This window comes from Thalassotalea montiporae, from assembly GCF_053485855.1.
In genome coordinates this window covers 223,844-241,391 of the sequence record NZ_JBQRUO010000001.1, presented here as the reverse complement: position 1 = coordinate 241,391, position 17,548 = coordinate 223,844, and the positions used below count along the sequence as shown (strand labels likewise).

General features: G+C 43.3%; 17 protein-coding genes. 10 read left to right on the top strand and 7 right to left on the bottom strand.

Annotation, left to right across the window (positions count from 1 at the left end; translation table 11 throughout):
- Positions 1 to 79: 79 nt before the first annotated feature.
- Positions 80 to 544 carry a bacterioferritin gene (bfr, locus tag ACSLUR_RS01070; RefSeq protein WP_448551016.1) on the top strand — a complete coding sequence of 155 codons (465 nt, stop codon included), beginning with the start codon at positions 80 to 82 and terminating at the stop codon, positions 542 to 544.
- A 9-nt stretch (positions 545 to 553) separates the two neighbouring features.
- Entirely contained in the window at positions 554 to 1,021 is a 468-nt protein-coding gene (gene bfr / locus ACSLUR_RS01065; protein WP_448551014.1) for a bacterioferritin, read from the top strand.
- Positions 1,022 to 1,143: 122 nt separating this feature from the next.
- On the opposite strand, the gene ACSLUR_RS01060 is transcribed toward bfr (ACSLUR_RS01065), so the two are convergent.
- Positions 1,144 to 1,842 (bottom strand): single-stranded DNA-binding protein, encoded by a 699-nt coding sequence (locus ACSLUR_RS01060; protein ID WP_448551011.1) that lies wholly within the window; start codon positions 1,840 to 1,842, stop codon positions 1,144 to 1,146.
- 202 nt (positions 1,843 to 2,044) lie between these two features.
- Positions 2,045 to 2,455, bottom strand: coding sequence for an acyl-CoA thioesterase (locus ACSLUR_RS01055; protein ID WP_448551009.1), 411 nt, complete (start codon positions 2,453 to 2,455; stop codon positions 2,045 to 2,047).
- Positions 2,456 to 2,639: 184 nt separating this feature from the next.
- On the opposite strand from ACSLUR_RS01055, the gene ACSLUR_RS01050 reads away from it, so the two are divergent.
- Both ACSLUR_RS01050 and ACSLUR_RS01045 read left to right on the top strand, forming a co-directional pair.
- Positions 2,640 to 3,248, top strand: coding sequence for a (2Fe-2S)-binding protein (locus tag ACSLUR_RS01050; protein ID WP_448551007.1), 609 nt, complete (start codon positions 2,640 to 2,642; stop codon positions 3,246 to 3,248).
- Positions 3,248 to 5,527 carry a xanthine dehydrogenase family protein molybdopterin-binding subunit gene (locus tag ACSLUR_RS01045; RefSeq protein WP_448551005.1) on the top strand — a complete coding sequence of 760 codons (2,280 nt, stop codon included), beginning with the start codon at positions 3,248 to 3,250 and terminating at the stop codon, positions 5,525 to 5,527. Before ACSLUR_RS01050 ends, ACSLUR_RS01045 begins: the two co-directional genes overlap by 1 nt.
- A gap of 108 nt (positions 5,528 to 5,635) precedes the next feature.
- Here the strand turns inward: ACSLUR_RS01045 and ACSLUR_RS01040 are convergent, their stop codons facing one another.
- Positions 5,636 to 6,847: an iron-containing alcohol dehydrogenase gene (locus ACSLUR_RS01040; protein ID WP_448551003.1), complete on the bottom strand. Its 1,212-nt coding sequence runs from the start codon at positions 6,845 to 6,847 to the stop codon at positions 5,636 to 5,638.
- Between the two features lie 518 nt (positions 6,848 to 7,365).
- Here ACSLUR_RS01040 and ACSLUR_RS01035 point away from each other — a divergent pair.
- The 3 genes from ACSLUR_RS01035 (at position 7,366) to ACSLUR_RS01025 (ending at position 9,746) form a co-directional block, all read left to right on the top strand.
- A complete protein-coding gene (locus tag ACSLUR_RS01035; protein ID WP_448551001.1) occupies positions 7,366 to 8,109 on the top strand; it encodes an SDR family oxidoreductase in 744 nt (247 codons plus the stop codon).
- A gap of 14 nt (positions 8,110 to 8,123) precedes the next feature.
- Positions 8,124 to 8,732 (top strand): 2-hydroxychromene-2-carboxylate isomerase, encoded by a 609-nt coding sequence (locus ACSLUR_RS01030; protein ID WP_116002266.1) that lies wholly within the window; start codon positions 8,124 to 8,126, stop codon positions 8,730 to 8,732.
- Between the two features lie 168 nt (positions 8,733 to 8,900).
- Positions 8,901 to 9,746 (top strand): esterase/lipase family protein, encoded by an 846-nt coding sequence (locus tag ACSLUR_RS01025; RefSeq protein ID WP_448550998.1) that lies wholly within the window; start codon positions 8,901 to 8,903, stop codon positions 9,744 to 9,746.
- A gap of 213 nt (positions 9,747 to 9,959) precedes the next feature.
- On the opposite strand, the gene ACSLUR_RS01020 is transcribed toward ACSLUR_RS01025, so the two are convergent.
- The 3 genes from ACSLUR_RS01020 to ACSLUR_RS01010 form a co-directional block, all read right to left on the bottom strand.
- Complete coding sequence (locus ACSLUR_RS01020) at positions 9,960 to 11,252, bottom strand: OmpP1/FadL family transporter (RefSeq protein WP_448550996.1); 1,293 nt, start codon at positions 11,250 to 11,252, stop codon at positions 9,960 to 9,962.
- A 506-nt stretch (positions 11,253 to 11,758) separates the two neighbouring features.
- Positions 11,759 to 12,664 carry a LysR family transcriptional regulator gene (locus ACSLUR_RS01015; protein WP_181901521.1) on the bottom strand — a complete coding sequence of 302 codons (906 nt, stop codon included), beginning with the start codon at positions 12,662 to 12,664 and terminating at the stop codon, positions 11,759 to 11,761.
- Between the two features lie 275 nt (positions 12,665 to 12,939).
- A complete protein-coding gene (locus ACSLUR_RS01010) occupies positions 12,940 to 14,166 on the bottom strand; it encodes an NADH:flavin oxidoreductase/NADH oxidase family protein (RefSeq protein ID WP_448550993.1) in 1,227 nt (408 codons plus the stop codon).
- Positions 14,167 to 14,461: 295 nt separating this feature from the next.
- Here ACSLUR_RS01010 and ACSLUR_RS01005 point away from each other — a divergent pair, with 295 nt between their 5' ends.
- The 3 genes from ACSLUR_RS01005 (at position 14,462) to ACSLUR_RS00995 (ending at position 16,489) form a co-directional block, all read left to right on the top strand.
- Entirely contained in the window at positions 14,462 to 14,923 is a 462-nt protein-coding gene (locus tag ACSLUR_RS01005; protein ID WP_115998947.1) for a hypothetical protein, read from the top strand.
- Between the two features lie 48 nt (positions 14,924 to 14,971).
- A complete protein-coding gene (locus ACSLUR_RS01000) occupies positions 14,972 to 15,358 on the top strand; it encodes a tautomerase family protein (protein ID WP_115998946.1) in 387 nt (128 codons plus the stop codon).
- A 360-nt stretch (positions 15,359 to 15,718) separates the two neighbouring features.
- Entirely contained in the window at positions 15,719 to 16,489 is a 771-nt protein-coding gene (locus ACSLUR_RS00995; protein ID WP_448550990.1) for a transporter substrate-binding domain-containing protein, read from the top strand.
- A gap of 131 nt (positions 16,490 to 16,620) precedes the next feature.
- Here ACSLUR_RS00995 and ACSLUR_RS00990 read toward each other — a convergent pair whose 3' ends face one another.
- Complete coding sequence (locus tag ACSLUR_RS00990; protein ID WP_448550988.1) at positions 16,621 to 17,523, bottom strand: bile acid:sodium symporter family protein; 903 nt, start codon at positions 17,521 to 17,523, stop codon at positions 16,621 to 16,623.
- Positions 17,524 to 17,548 lie beyond the last annotated feature (25 nt).

The window sequence follows — 17,548 nt, the reverse complement described above, 5'->3', positions numbered from 1 at the left end:
ATTGACTTTGTTGTATTTTTTGCATTCCCCTATATCCCCACTATACTGATATTGCCCTTTACTCATTACGGACAATATCATGAAATCGCAAACCGACATTATCGCGATGTTAAACAAGGTATTAACAACCGAGCTAACGTCGATCAATCAATATTTTCTGCACGCTAGAATTTTCAAAAACTGGGGGTTCAGCCAACTTAACGAAAAGTGCTACAAAAAATCGATTCTCGATATGAAGCAGGCTGACAAACTCATTGAACGTATCCTCTTTCTAGAGGGCCTACCTAATTTACAACAGCTTGGCCAACTAGCCATTGGCGAAGAAACCACGGAAATGCTCAAATGCGACTACACGTTTGAACTAGGCCAACGCACCGTATTGCAAGAGGCTATTGCCTTGTGTGAAACCGAGCAAGATTTTGTGAGCCGTGACATGTTGACCGAGATCCTCGAAGGTGAAGAAGAGCATATTGATTGGATCGAAACACAAGAGTATCAAATAGCAAACATGGGTATTGAGAAATACCTACAAGCACAGCTTTAGGAGACAACAATGAAAGGTGATAAAGCAATAATCGACAGCTTAAATGACCTGCTTGCCTATGAGCTTGCAGCGATGGATCAGTATTTTATCCACTCCAGAATGTATCATGACTGGGGCCTACATAAATTATTCGAACGCATAGACCATGAATTCGATGATGAGAAGGGCCACGCCTCACTGCTTATCGAACGCATTTTGTTTCTAGAAGGCACACCAGATATGGTCAAACGTGAAGGCCTGAAAATAGGTAAAGACGTACCAGAAATGCTCGCCAGTGACTTACGAGTTGAATACGCAGTTGATGCGAAACTTAAAGAAGTGATGGCACTTTGTGAAAGCAAGCAAGACTACGTTAGCCGCGACATGCTGCAAACGCTTATTAACGATACCGAGTCAGACCACGCATTCTGGCTAGAACAGCAACTAGGTTTAATTGATAAGATTGGGCTAAGTAACTACTTACAGTCGCAAATGTAAAACTAACAATGCTTGCTAAGCAAAAATTAAAAAACCCAGCCTAGTTGCTGGGTTTTGTTTTATTGGCGACTATACACTTAAATCACCATTTAGCTATCTAATAGCGTGTAAAAACACACTCGTTAGAACGGAATATCGTCGTCAAAGTCGATAGTTGGTTCTTGTGGGTTTACCTTAGGTGCTGCTGGCTGCTGAGGCGCTTGGTTAAAGCCACCTTGTGCTTGGCTTGGCTGCTGAGCAGGTGCTTGATTGAAACCACCTTGCTGCTGTGGTGCTTGATTAAAGCCGCCTTGTGGTTGGCTTGGTTGCTGCGCTGGCGCTTGATTAAAACCACCTTGCTGCTGAGGTGCTTGGTTAAAGCCACCCTGCTGTTGAGGTGCCTGATTAAAGCCACCTTGTTGCGCTGCCGGTTTAAAACCGCCCTGCTGCTGAGGTGCTTGGTTGTAACCGCCTTGCTGTTGGAAACCACCTTGACCTTGGCCACGAGAATCTAACATTTGCATGTCGTTAACGATAATTTCAGTCGTGTATTGATCTTGGCCTTGCTGGTTTTGCCACTTACGCGTTTGTAAACGACCTTCTAAGTAGACCTTAGAACCCTTTTTCAGGTATTCGCCAGCAATTTCAGCAAGACGCTGATACATGACAATACGGTGCCACTCAGTTTTCTCTTTTTGCTCACCTGTTTGCTTGTCTTTCCAAGTTTCACTGGTTGCAACGGTAAAGTTAGCCACAGCGCCGCCGTTTGGCATAAAACGAACTTCTGGGTCTTGGCCCAAATTACCTACAATAATTACTTTATTAATACCACGACTGGCCATGTATATTTCCTATTCAATATCTGACAGTAAGCAACACGTACTGACTATAAAACCATCGTTATTCGCTCACAGGCGCACGATAGAAAATTGATCATCTTAGCTGATCGATTCTACCACTGTGTGGCTCGATGCAACAGTAAAAGATCTTTATCTGATCTAAAAATCTCGTCCCCAAATATTGATCATTACTGCCAAGCCAGAGCTAGCTAGCGTCAGATGACGACTCGACTAAATGTTCGGTTAATAGCTGACGAATATTTTCTGGAATAACTGCTGATTTTTGCTGTTTGAAATCAAAGTGCACCATGACCGCAGTGCCACTGGCAACCCGCTGGCCGTTTTGCCAAAGCTCTTGGTAAACATCAAATGAAGAGCCACCAATTCGGCTAATTGCGGTACGCACTTCCATGGTCTCGCCATAATACATTTGCGCTTCAAAGGAGACATCAATTTTGGCCAAAATAAGTGGCCAGTTTGCGGTATCTAAGCTTGGCGTAAACAGCCTGAAAACTGGGGTTCTAGCGCCTTCAAACCAAATGGGAACTTTTGTATTGTTAATGTGACCAAGCGCGTCGGTATCACTAAAATGTGGCGTAAAAGATTCCGTAAACATTGGCATCTCATGGTTATTGCAAAACGCTTATATTAACCAAATTAAGACAATACGCTAGCCGCAAGCGAAAACTTCAAGCCAACTTTGCTATCACTAAACAAAAAAAGGAATAACACGCACGAATTAAATATCTCTATAATCGAAGAAAATCGAACGAATTGCCTCGAACCGGCTAGAAAACACGATGATCAAGTTTGAAATTAACGGTAAACCTACAGCACTAGATGTTGATCCTAACGCACCTTTACTTTGGGTAGTGCGCGAAGTCATTGGCCTAACAGGAAGCAAATTTGGCTGCGGTATGGGCTTATGCGGTGCATGTACTATGCATTTAAATGGTGAGCCTGTTCGCACATGTGTACTGCCTGTCAGTGCAGCTAATGGTCAAAGGGTAACGACAATTGAAGGCATTGCGGATGGCGAAACATTGCACCCGGTGCAACAAGCTTGGGTCGATGAAAATGTACCACAGTGCGGTTATTGCCAGTCAGGGCAAATCATGTCGGCGTTGGCATTATTAGAGAAGAATACCAATCCGAGTGACAAAGATATTCAAGCGGCGATGGCAGGCAATATCTGTCGCTGCGGCACATACCCACGAATTGAAAAAGCGATTAAGCGAGTGATCAACAACAAGCAATCATTGCAGCAAAGTTCACTAAAAGAGTCACCGATAAACACTAGCGCTTCATCTAGCAATACTGCCAATGGCGTCGAAATATATGAACCCGCTAAGCGAGAAGTGCCTAACGAAGCTGGCCCAGCAGTAAAAGCTACAAGGGAGGCAATGTAATGACTATTACTCGTCGTGGCTTTCTCAAGTTAAGTACTAAGCTTGCAGCGGCATCTGGTGCCAGTTTAATTGTTCCCGTTTCAGGCTGTGCGGCGAAACCCAATGCCTTTGCGCAAACAAGTAGCGCAAGTTATCAAGATGAAGGCTTTATTCAAATACTCGCCACAGGTGAAGTGCACTTTGTGTTGCCACGAGATGAAATGGGCCAAGGTATTTACCACGGGCTAACCACACTCATCGCCGAAGAACTGGCGATTGCCCCTGAGCGCATCAAGGTGCATTTTGCTCCGGTTGATAAAACCTACACCAATACCGGTTACAAAATGCAAGGCACCTGGGGCAGCAGCAGTATTCGCGAACACTACCGACCGCTTCGCCAAGCTGCCGCGAATGCGCGAGAAACGATACTCAAGGCTGCCAGCACTCAGCTCAGTACTCTCCTTAATACAAACTCCAGTATCCAGCGAAATGAGCTAACCCTTAACAATGGTTTTGTTGTATTCCAAGACAATAAATACCCAATGGGAGATTTTATTCCAGCGGCAGCTCAGCTAACTCCCGTTGACAATGCCCCGCTTAAAGCCGCCAGTGAATTTCAGCACATTGGCAAACACAGCAAGCGAATCGACATTACAGCCAAAGTCACAGGGCAAGCAAACTATGGTATTGATTTGGGCGAAAATGTGCCTAATTTACATCGTGCAACCGTTATCCATGGGCCAAGTATAGATGCAACACTTGTCGATTTTGATGCCAGCAGAGCGCTTGCGCTAGAGGGGGTAACCGATGTTGTCGCGGTGCCTACAGGTCTTGCCATTGTTGCTAAACATTACTGGCAAGTACAACAAGCGATTCCTCTGATCGATATCAATTGGTCACAAGGGGATTTAGCGACATTCAATAGTAATGAGTTACCACAACACCTAACGCAAAAGCTATCACAAGAATCCGGTGTTAAAGCGTTTATACAAGGTGATGGTGCTGATGCCCTAAACGACGATGAATACCAAGCGCTAAATCATCATAGCGCGACTTATTTCGCACCTTATCTGGCCCATATGACCATGGAGCCAATGAACTGCATTGTTCATATCAATGATGAGCAGTGTGATATTTGGGTTGGTACGCAAGCGCCAGAATTTGCCCGTAACGGTGTCGCTGATCTGCTGGATCTTAATCGCGACAAAGTTACCTTGCGCAACCAATTTATGGGCGGCGGTTTTGGTCGACGTGTTGGCGTAGACTATATTTTGGAAGCCGCTCACATTGCCCGTCAAACCAATAAGCCGATTCAACTTATTTGGTCGCGCACCGAAGACTTGCACAATGACTATTATCGACCTCCAGCACTTATTCAATACCAAGCGAAAGTTGACGATAATGGCTATTTAAAAGTACTTAGTGGCCGACGAGCTGGCCCTAATATTTTCCCCTATGTGCTGCCAGAAGCCTTGCCTGCTGTGCTGCCAGCCTTTGTGCCGTCGGGCGTTTCTGCATGGCTGGCGAAACGCGGCGGCGATGTGATCAACAACTGGAAGAATGAAACGTCGAGCGTTGAAGGGCTATTTGAAGACTACTTGCCTGAGCATTGTGAAATTCGCAATGTCACATACGATCCGGGCATCCGCACAGGCTACTGGCGCGGCGTAGGTCATTCACTTAGTGGTTTTTTTAAAGAAACTTTTATTGATGAGCTCGCCTACCAAGCCGCACATGATCCTGTCGAGTTTCGCTTGAAAAACCTAAAAGATGAAGGGCTAAAGCAAGTGCTAAGCATTGCTGCCAAACAAGCTAATTGGCCAGCTAAACCAGCATCGACAAGCCCAGAACCAACAAGCAGAGGCAAGCGCGCCTTAGGTGTTGCCGTGCATCGTTCATTAAAAACCGCAGTGGCACAAATTGCTGATGTTTCAGTCGAGGCCGATAAGATTATTGTCCACTCGGTGACCTGCGTTATTGATTGCGGTGTCGCGATCAACCCCGACGTTATCAAAGCGCAAATGGAAGGCAGCATTATTTTCGGCATGTCGGCCGCATTGAACAGCCAAGTTAAGATTACGCAAGGCCAAATAACGCAAACGAACTTTCATGACTATCCGATCATGCGTTACCCGCAAGCACCACAAATTAACGTTTATATTGTGCCGTCAACCAAGCCGCCAACAGGTGTGGGTGAACCAGGCGTGCCTCCTATCGCAGCAGCGATTGGCAATGCAATTTATGCCGCGACCGGCAAGCGCCTTCGTTCGCTACCACTAGCGCTTAACGAATCTGCATAAGTAGACTTGATATAAAAAAGCCCGTGAATCAACCGACTTTGATTCACGGGCTTATCTTTTGTTTACGCAAATGCATTGGTGCAGCATGTTGCGCTATTGAGCTAAACGCTAGGCAAAAACAACATTTCGCTCGCCATTCACAATGGCTTGCAGAATCGTTTTCACGTTTGATGCTTTCATCACTTTCGGCACAGCATAAGACTCTTTTGCCTCAGATAACGCATCGCGCGCAATTGCATCAAAATCACTATCTTTTAAGCCTTCCAATGTTGCCGGAATTTGCACTTCTTCTGATAGTTGATCAATACGCTTGATAAAATCTGCAGCAAGCACTTTTTCATCTAAAGACTTTGGCTGTGTTGCTAAAGCGCGTTCTAATTCAGCAAAGCGAGATTGGCAAACACTTTGGTTGTAACGCAGTACTTTCGGCAATATCACGGCATTGGCTAGGCCATGCGGGGTATTGTAATGCGCGCTAATTTGATGAGAGATAGCATGCACATAGCCAAGACCGGTTTTACTAAAGGCATAGCCTGCTAGAAATGAACCTAGTGCCACCATTTCTCTGGCATGTAAGTCGCTACCGTCTTGGTAAGCAATAGGTAAATACTTCACCAACAATCGAATCGCAGAAACCGCATCGCGCTCCGCATCGCTAAATTTTACCGTTGAAGTATAAGCCTCAATGGCATGTGTTAAAGCGTCCATACCCGTTGTAGACGTCATTTCTGGCGGCAAGCTCGCGATTAACTTAGGGTCTAACGCAGCCGACACAGGCACGTATTTAGGGTCAATAAAAAACTGTTTTTTATGAGTGCTGGTATCAGAGATAACTGCGATTGCAGTAACTTCAGAGCCCGTACCTGATGTACTTGGCACCGCATAAAGTGGTAACGGAGGATTTTTGACTTTTAGCATGCCAATCAGCTTGCTCGACACCGCGCCATTGGTTAGCGCCGCACTCACCACTTTCGCCGTATCAATCGCCGAACCACCGCCGACAACCAACACGCTGTCACATTTATTGGCTATCGCTAAACTGAGGCAATCTTCAACAATTTTAAAGGTTGGATTTGCCGCAACTTCGTCAAATACAGAGACTTCGCAGCCCGCCTGCGTGAAGCTTTCAACGGTACTTTTTATCGCGCCATTGGCATTAAGAAAACCATCAACAATTATGAGTGGCCTTTTGTGACCATTGACCACCATTAATTCCGTTAACTTAGCCGTTGCTCCCAGCCCTTGAAATAGCGTTGGCTTTTTCGTTGGGAAAAATGTCGAAAGACACTTAATCGCATATTTATTAATTGTTGAACGCACACCTATTCTCCATTGTATCAAGTCGGTATTTGAATTATTAACAACTCTGTTTCGATGCCTTAACGTGCACAGCTTGGTGTACTCGCTAACTCACCTAAATTTTCCATTACAAATCAGGTATTTTTATAAGTGAAATTGTCAAAGCTCAGTATGTTATTGCTTTGACTTTTGCACTAATGGGTTCTCTACACGCTTTTCGTATGAACCAAATGTCAGCACTTTATGTGTTAGTTCTATATTGAGAGCTAAGCGCTTACACTAGAAATTTGAGTAATTACTCAGTTTTCTCTATCTAAACCTGTGAACAAAAAAAACGCAAGTGAAATTTATTAACCCCGATCAAAAAATGGAATAGCTATTTTTCAAACAAACAAGTAATACTTAAACCGTGCCAATGACTTGCTCACTTTTTAAGAGCTAAAATTATCGTTAAAAAAATTTTTCTAAGCAGGTGCTGGCACGGCAAGGAACGATGAAAAAGTAACAACAAGAAAAGGCAACAACAGGAGTAAGGTGTAATGTCATCAACAGCAGAAAAAGTCGCGCTAATTGTCGGGGCCGGCGACTATATTGGTAGTGCGATTGCGAAACGATTCGCCCAAGAAGGTTACCTCGTAAGTTTAGGGCGCAGAAAAGTAGAAAAACTACAGCCACTCGTCGATGAAATAAGTGAACTCGGAGGCAAAGCAAAAGCCTTTGCGTTAGATGCTCGCGACGAAGCCAATGTTGAGCAAGTATTTGCTGACATCGAAAATACCGTGGGCGAAATTGACGTGATGATCTTTAACGTTGGCGCCAATGTTCAGTTCCCCATTCTAGAAACCACTTCACGTGTATTCCACAAAGTTTGGGAAATGGCCTGCTTTGCTGGTTTTTTAAATGGGCGTGAAGCGGCTAAATATATGGTGCCAAGAAAACGCGGGTCAATCTTTTTCACAGGAGCGACTGCCAGTGTAAAAGGCAATGCAGGGTTTGGCGCGTTTTCTAGTGCTAAGGCAGGTCTGCGCTCGCTTGCACAAGCCATGGCACGTGAGTTGGGTCCACAAAATATTCACGTTGCTCACTTGGTCATTGATGCCGGTGTAGATACAGAATGGGTGCATCAGTTGATGAAAGAGCGCGGTATTGACGAGAGTTCACTGCCAGAAGACGGTTTAATGAAGCCCGAATCAGTCGCACAAGCATACTGGCAGTTGCATCAGCAATCTCGCGATGCATGGACCTTCGAGCTTGATATTCGCCCATATGCAGAAAAATGGTAAGCAAGGAGCAACTTATGACCACAAACGTCGAGTTTCACTTTGATTTTGGTAGCCCTAATGCCTACTTAGCCCACCTTTTAGTGCAAGAATTAACACAGAAAAAAGCAGTTAATTTTGATTACGTACCTGTACTACTTGGCGGCATTTTTAAAACAACAGGCAATACGTCACCGTTTCTGGCGAACCAGAAAATAAAGAACAAGTTTGCCTATATGCAAGCCGAGTTACGTCGATTTTTAACCCGTTATCAGCTAGCCGATAAGTTTAAACTGAACCCGCATTTTCCAGTTAATACACTGATGATTATGCGTGGTGCAATTGCTGCGCAAAGCCTTGGCGAGCAGGTATTTGAGAAGTACGTTAATACCATGTTCGATGGTATGTGGCGACAAGGCTTAAAAATGGACGACGCACAAGTATTGATAGAGGTACTGTCTGCCGCCGATTTGCCAGCCGATGAGATTATGACGCTGTGCCAAAGCGATGAAATTAAGCAAAAGCTGGCAGCAAATACGCAATATTCAGTAGACAAAGGCAGCTTTGGCGCGCCGAGTTTTTATATTGGAGACGAATTGTTCTTTGGTAAAGAAACCGTAGCAGAAATAGCTGAGCGTTTGTCGTAACTGTAAAATAAGTTACCCACTAAACAAACTAATTACACACGTGGTGCGGCTGACTTTCTAGTTTACGAGTATAATCAAATCACTAGCGTGACAATATCGCCTTGGCGCAGCAGTCACGCTATCGCATTGATTAAATATTACCTTAACTAAGAAGGAAGTCAGCCACTGATGAGCAGTGTGTTATTTTATCTACTCAGTATTTACCTGCTAGCCTGCATTATTATTCTGGCCTTGTGCTTTCGCTCAGCATACGCTCATCAGCGATTAGGCATCAGTTATCCGAAATTAACACTGCAAGGCTTTTGGCGAATTCATCTCGAAGCGATTACCAGCTCTGCCAAGATTGTATGGTGGGCAATATCCAAGCGCGACAAAAAAGATCCGATCAAAATCAGTAAAGATCACCGCCCTTATATTTTATGTGTGCATGGTTTTTACATGAATGGCAGCTGTTTTTATGGCTTGCGCCAAACGCTGTCAGCACAAGGCTTTGATTCTTGGGCGATTGATATGGGCAAGCCCTACATTGCTCCGCAGGTTTATGTCGAACGTTATGCCCAAGCCATTCAAGAAATCATTCGAATTGACCCTAATCGCAAGATAGTTGTGGTCGCCCATTCCATGGGAGGTTTGATCACCCGTTTAGTACTGCAACGCCACCCTGAGCTTGCCCCTCACATTGGCCTAATCATCACCTTAGGTAGCCCACATCTAGGCACCGCTAGTGTTACCCGTTTTGCGCTTAAATGGACGAGAAAAATGTTTTATAGCAAAGGTAATTTTATTAAGAGTTTACCGAGTTTTGAAGCGCTTATTCCCAATACAAAAGTGTTCACAATCGCCTCGAAACAAGACTTAATCGTTTACCCATATACCTTCAGTCATTTGCCTGGCACTGAAGTCATTGATTTAGAGTGGATTAGTCACGGTGGATTGTTAACAAAGCAAGATTGCCAAGAGATGGTAGTAGACTTACTGGATCAAGAAGCTGACACTATTGGTGGCAGATTCTAACTGACAAGCGCTCATCAACAAGTCAGCGAAGCTGTCGGTTTTTGGGATAAATTAGTCTGACTTATCGTTGCGAGTAGTTCGCATAAACCGATAAAAACGCAATAAAAAAGCTAGAAAACCGACATAGTAATTTGTCTGCTTTCTAGCTTCTATCGCTACAATAGCACTCGACTTTTGATCGACTAGTACTTTAGCCTATTTTCAAAGTGCTAATTAAAACGAGTAGTTAACTTGCGCACTTAGGATAGTTGCATTTGAGCTTTGCGTAGCATTCAGTTCTGAACTGATCGGGCCAACGGCACGAGATTCTGAAAGGCTAACTTCACGACCGTAAACCTTCAATAAAGAGAAATCGATTGTCGTTGACTCATCCATTGTGTAAGTCGCACCAGCACTGAACCATTGACGATCAGTATCTGGAATGTTTAGTGTGCGATGCTCAGTTGTCGCTGCACCTTCGTCGTACGCGTAACCTGCACGAACTGTCCATGCGTCAGATAATTCGTAAGTTGCACCTAAGCTTAGTTTCCAGTTATTTTCAAAGTGCTCTTCAGCAATTGGGAAAATAGTACCGTCAGCTAAATCCGCTTCTAATACATCAAAGCTGCTCCAACCAAACCAGTTAGCACTTGCTTGAATTGATAGCGCGTCAGTAATCTGTTGGCTAATTGCAAATTCAGCAATTGCTGGTAAATCTAGGTCAACCGTACCCGACTGGTTTGCACTTGCAATCACTTGTGATGATAAGTCACCTGAAACTTCTAACTTAGTTTCTGAGCGGTAGCTTAAACCAATGTTAGTTGAGCTTGTTGGCTTCCAAAGTACACCAACATTCCAGCTGTAGCCCCAGTCATCACCTTCCATTTGCGCAATTTGAGCACCAGCTGGTACTAAACCGCCAACCGCGTCAGAAATAACGTTAGAAACAGCAGAGCCTAATTCCGCTTCAACAAAGCTTGCTGTAACACCTAAGCCTAAGCTTAACTCTTCTGACACTTGATAAGCGATAGTTGGGTTGATGCCTAAGCTCGTGATTTCAGCTCTGTCACCGAAGTGTAACGCGTTGAAATCTGAATCAAAGTCAGTTGATAAACCGAAGTTAGCAAATACACCTAAACCCGCAGACCATTTGTCGTTTAGTGGCTGAACGTAGAAAAATGCAGGAACCACTGCACTTGGGCTAACGTCATCATGTGATGCGTCGTGAGTCACTGTACCCGCGGCAGTACCTACAGTTACTGTGCCGTCAATATCAATACCTGGGTCAATGTAGCTAGCAAAGGCACTTAATTGAGCCTTGTCGAATTCAGTAATCGCGGCAGCGTTTGAGTATAACACTGTCGCATTTTCAGCAAGTGCTGCTTGACCAGCGAATGCACGGCCTAAGCCGTTAGCACTGTGCTCGTGCAGGTAGAAACCTGCTGCTGTTGCAGAAGTAGATAATAAAACGGCTCCAACTTGTAAGCCCGCTGCAATAAGATTTAATTTAAAAGATTTGGTTTTCATTTATTTAATAATAACTCTTTCGTGTTTTCTAATGGTTGCGTAAACCTATAGGCGGCAACCTCATTGAAAAGCAAAGTACTCGTTAGAGTCGCAAACAGTCCATTCACACGCTAGATAACTAGCGGCTCACCTTGCTTAACGATTGATTTAGCGAAATGCTTGAAAAGAAGAGATATGTGTACTGCAAGCCAGAAAAATCCTAGCTTTCACTGAGAGAAAAAGTATGCGATACAACTAAAAAACTTCAACATACGACGCCAAAAAGCGGAGCATTCTACCCCAGCTTCACTGAGTAATGAAGCCATACCAGTTGGGTATTGGGTAAATTCTGATAAAGATGGCGAAGAAAAGACCGATCCTTGCCATAAATTCCACGCGGGGATGCTATGCGAAATTCATGACTCTGAATAATAAATTTATTTCACAACAGCTATAAAATTTTTTGATAAGTATGGAGTGAACTAGCCAAGCAAAACTCACTCGGCTAGAGCGTTTACAGGCAACAGCTAGCTGTCATCACCACCTTCGGCTAACATATATTGCGAGAATAATTCGACCACTTCTTTCACGACAGGAATTAATAAATTCTCTGGTTTTAATAGGCAGCGACATTGCCAAAAGACTTCTGTTTGAAAGTCGAGTTTCACTAACTCACCGCTAGCAAACTCTTTATGGAATAAGGTCTCTGGGCCAGCCGTGACGTAATCAGAATTAGCGACTATGGTTTTAGCCATGTTGTAATTGTCGCAAATGATCATCGGATCTAGCGGACGACCACGCAGTAGATCCGTCACTTGGCTGCCTAGGCTTTTCGGGATATTTGGCGTGATGGATTTGTATTTCATCAGCACTTCTAGGCTGACATTCTTCTCTTTCGCGAGCTCATGATCTTTGCGAACAGCAGCAACTAGCTTGTCGTAATTCATAAACGGCGTAATGAATTCGTTCGGTACATCGTTTGCAGCAAACGGCCCAATCGCAATATCAATTTGGCTTTTCTTTAACGCGTCGAGTAAACCTTCAGACGACATGGTGACGACTGAGATCTTAAATTTATAGTCTTGTTCGGCAAAGTCTAATAGTGCTTTAGGTAAAATATCTTGTTCAATGATTGGGCCAACACCAACGCGCACGGTGCCGCCGACTAAATTGGCCATTAGTTCCAGCTGACGCTCGATAATATCAAGCTGACTTTTCAGCTCATCGCCCTTTCTTAACAGTAGGCGAGCCGTTTCTGTTGGGATCATGCCAGCGCTGTCGCGGAAGAACAATTCCATATTAATTTTTTGCTCTAGGCGGCTAACTTTTTTGCTTAACGTGGGTTGTGAAACACTCAATAATTCAGCAGCTTTATTGATACTACCAACCTCACTGATCACCTTGATCATGTGGATATCTGAAATATCGATCACATCAAATGCCTGTTGTATATAATTTTTTGTGCCCGCTAGCATAGTATGTGGTTAATAGAATGTATAGGAATAACGTATATAAGCTTGCGCTATAGCGAGTAATGTTTGCGCTACATCAATGGCGAGTGATCACTAGGTTGGAGCAGGTAAACTGCCGAAAATTTAAAAAATTAAATGTTGTAAATAGCAAAATGGGCAAAAGGTTTAATACCTTTTGCCCATTTTCTGACTGCTTTTTTAAAGGTTTAGTAGGCGCTTTATTCGCTTTATTCCTACTAAGCGCGAACGCGCTTAACGGTTTGACCACGTTTCCAGAAGTTAAACAATACCGCGATCACTGACCAAATTCCGCGTACTTTGGTCTTTGGACTTTTGCCATCGCCCATACGGCGAATGTTATCGGTGTACCAGCTAATTTCCATAATCGCCATTTGATCAATTTTCTTGATACCCGTGGTGATTGGCTGAACCGTTGAAACAAAACCTTGGCCGTTAAGTACTTTGTTGGCTAAATCAGGGTCAACTGCTAATGGGCGTGCAATACCTACTACGTCAACCGCACCAGAATTAACCGCTTCTTCCATAGCTGTCTGGCTTCTGAAACCACCCGTTACCATAATTGGCGCAGAAACGTTTTCTTTTAATTGCTCAGCAAACTCTAAGAAGTAAGCTTCACGCTTTTTCGTGCTCTCTTTCAGGTTACCTTTACGGTTTACTGGGTTCTCCCAGCTACCACCTGAAATTTCAATCATGTCGATACCAAGCTCATCTAAGCATTTACATACTTCAATTGACTCTTCTTGCGTAAAACCACCTTTTTGGAAGTCTGAAGAGTTTAGTTTGATACCAACAGCAAAGTTTTGACCTAGCTTAGCGCGAATGGCTTTGTACACTTCAGTAACGAAACGCATTCTGTTTTCTAAGCTACCGCCCCACTTATCTTCACGTTTGTTGTGATTTGGTGATAAGAATTGGCTAATAAGGTAACCGTGTGCACCGTGTAGCTGAACACCATCGAAACCAGCTTTTTCTAAAATGCTCGCTGTGTTAGCAAAACGCTCGATAATATCTAAGATTTCTTCTTCTGTTAGCTCACGCGGTGGGAAGAACATATCGCTAGCTAGTGGCACAGCAGATGGTGCTACAGGGTGACCGTTTAAGAATTTAGGTGATTGCTTACCTGGGTGGTTTAGCTGTGCCCAAATTTGGCCGCCTTTTGATTTTGCACCACGAGCCCAAAGCTCTAATAAATGCATGTCTCGCTCATCTTCAACAGCAACCGCTAATGGTTCGTTAGCATGGCGCTTATCAACCATAACGTTACCAGTTACTAATAAACCTGAACCACCTTCTGCCCAAGTACGGTATAAGACTTCAAACTGTCTTACTACTCGGCCATCGCCAGTTGCCATGGCTTCATTCATTGCAGACTTACAAATTCGGTTTTTAAGAACAGAACCTGAACGTAGTTTAAGCTCTTCTGATAGTGGAGTGTTTGACATCTTAAATCCATCTTATCTTGGGGTTTAACGTGCCACGATAGTACTTAATAAAATTTAGTCAAGGTAATGAACTTATTTTTGCTACGTTATGAAAATTTTGAATGGCTAAGTTTTTCATTATTTTTGGAGTTATTTTTAGAGTTATTACTCTATGAAATATCCATATATCAAAAGCTTATATTCGATAAATTATTAAGGGTGAGTAAATTTTTTCACTGTTCGAAATTAAGCTTCCTTACCTATGATGTAATCAAACAGTAATTTAGACATTGATTTGTTTTAGGTGGATTTGTAAATGAAAACGGTTCGAGTAATTTGCTCAATACAAGAAGGTTCACTTGGCTATAACAATATTAAGCAGCTTGAGGCAGTAATCTCGAGTACTTATAAAGCCCATTTTGGTGCTGACTATCGCCTAGTATTTGCTTGGTTAGACTTGCCTTATCGTCAATCATACATAGCAGGTAAGCTGTCTTGTGCATCAACCGTACAGTTACCAGTAGAAGATGGTATGCCAGCTGACAAACGTCATCCATTTATGAGCGAGATTTGCGCGAAGTGGCAACATATTACTGGCTGTAGCAAGAATGAAATCATCCTAGTATCGCCAGACATGTCAGAGTACGAACGAATGCACGAAGCCTTTGATGCACGTGTTGATGAAAAGGTACGTAAGAAAACTAAGCTGAAAATGATGTTGCGCTTAATTGTTGGTTATTTCAAAAAAGGTTATCTGACCACTAGCACAGACCTTTAATCCATCTACAATTTTAATAGTAATACTAAATATTTGAGGGATAACACTATGCCACTTTATACCGTGTCAACGAAAAACCCGCTACCGGAAGCGACTAGAGAAAAGCTAGCCGTGTTAATTATGGATGTTCATTGTGGTATTACCGGTGCGCCAGAAACCTTTGTGAATGTAACATTTGCACACAACGCTGTTTTACAGCCGCGCGCGACCGTTAACGTCTTAGGTGCTGTACGAAAAGGTCGAACGCCGGACATGAACGATACGCTATCAGCAGATATGACACAGCGCATTGCTAATTTACTTGAATTAACGCCTTATGAAATTGATCTTTCATTGCACGAAGTACCTGCCCAATGGGTAATGGAAGGTGGTGAAATTTTACCAGAGCCAGGTGAAGAAGCACTTTGTGAGTGGCTGCAAAAAGAGCACGCTTAGCCACAACTAACACTTCTCTAATTTATTATGTTTAGCCGTTAATTTAGAACGAAGCAGCGCATAATACTAAGATTTTCCAGCTTTGCTTTATGGCAATGCTGTGATACTTTGTGCAATATTAGTACAGCTGGAAAACACTATTTTTTAAACATTAGTACCTGTATTGAAAAGCTTTTTGTTTCAATCCTAATGTTGTTATTAGAAATTTCTGCTCATTAGCCTGCCTTGATCAAAGTAAGGCGACAAATTGCAGCTATAATTTCTCTCATACAAATTATTTAAGAATAAATAGCCAACGGAATTAGGCAGTTAACCCGTAATTTTCAAGCTATTTAGCCTTTAACATGTTGTAGGAGTAGAATGAAACGAGCTGTTTATCCCCTAATTCTTGCAATAGGCTTATTTACTTCATATTGCCAAGCCGAAACGCCTATCACATTTGCTGGTGTGCTCGCTGAGAAGATTCAGCAACACGACAAACAAGGTTATTTGGATAAGATTTATCAAGAGATTGCTAGACGCACGAGCCTAACAATAAATTATGACGTTATGCCGATGGCGAGAACCATGAGTTTGTTCGATCATAAAAAGGTTGACTGTATACTGCCCGGCTCTTCTAACCGTTATTTTGATCGAACCAAACAACACGATATTGTGCGTTCGCAGGCCATATCTGCCTTACTGCTATTCAAATTTACTTTTGAGCGCAATCAGGCGCTGTTAGCAGCTCAAGACTTGGCTGATGTTAATATTGGCTATGTACGCAATATTAAGATGTTTAACGCACTGAACATGCCGCCATTTGATAACGCAACCCATATTGTTGCCAGCCATCACAGACACCTATTTGATATGCTGCATTTTGGTCGCACTGAGCTTATTGTCGGCTGGTATCCGGTCGTAAATATGCTAGCAACAGCACGTAATAGCGAGCGCGTAAGCTTTGACGCAGATCATGTGTTATCGACCGACTACTTAGTCGTTTCTTGTCATCGCAGCGACAAAACCGAAGCCTTTATCGAGACCATCAATAAAGCCATCAATAGTATGTGGCAAGACGGTACTATGGTTGCAATGCACCCTGACGATACGCGCCATTTAAAAGCCTTATTCCCGCCACCAGCAATGTAAATTGAGTTTATAAGCTATCACTTAGGGTGAGAATTAGGATAAGGAATTCAATAGAAAAACGGCGTTACTTTTAGCAAGTAACGCCGTTTTTTATTGAATATTTGTGATTAGATATTCTCGTATTTATTTGGCTATTTCGAGGCCACCGCACTTGCACCAGTAACACTATTTTCTTCACCCCAGTTTCTAAAAATGAAGATAAACGGCAAGGCAACAAAGTACATGGTAATCGAGTAAACCGCTGCTGGCAGCGCCAACTCAGTAATCGCTAAATCTGCATCGTTAATGGTCGCAGCAATAGCAATGGCTAACGGGCCATTTTGAATACTCGTTTCAATGCCTAAGGTTTTGCTTTCTTTCTTGTTCAGCGCAAACAGTCGGCTGACAACGATACCAATTACCATCATGATAAATGGCAGGAACAATAGGCCTCCGCCAATCACCGCGAAACTATCAACTAAACGCTCAAACGAGTTAGCAATCGCTAAGACAACAATAATCACCCAAAGCACGATGGCGGTTTTCTCTAAGCCCCCTTGAATCGCATTGGCAATGTTTTCTTTATAGTGACGAATTAGCACGCCCAGTAGCACTGGGGTTGTGGTGATAAGAAAGGTGACAAACGCTAAATCAAATAGTGAGAAAGTCACCGCTTCTTCACCTAGAAAGTGCTTCATCGACATGGCAACAAGCACAGGCACAGTCATAAACGCCAAGACGCTGACCACAGCGGTTAGCGAAACCGACAAAGCAACATCGGCTTTTGATAACTTAGAAATAATGTTACTCGTCACACCGCCTGGGCAAAAGCTTAATAGCATTAAGCCCGCCGCAAACACGGGTGGGAAGTCAAACAAGTACGCGGTGCCAAACGCCAGTATGGGTAAGAGCACCACTTGGCTAAGCATGGCGACAAAGAAAACATAGGGTCGCTCGATAACGCGCTTAAAATCTTTAACTTCAAGGCCAATGCCAAGCGAAAACATAATAATCCCTTGGGCAACAAGTAATGCAAAGGTAATTGCTGATTCCATAGTAATTTACTTCTTTTTATATTAA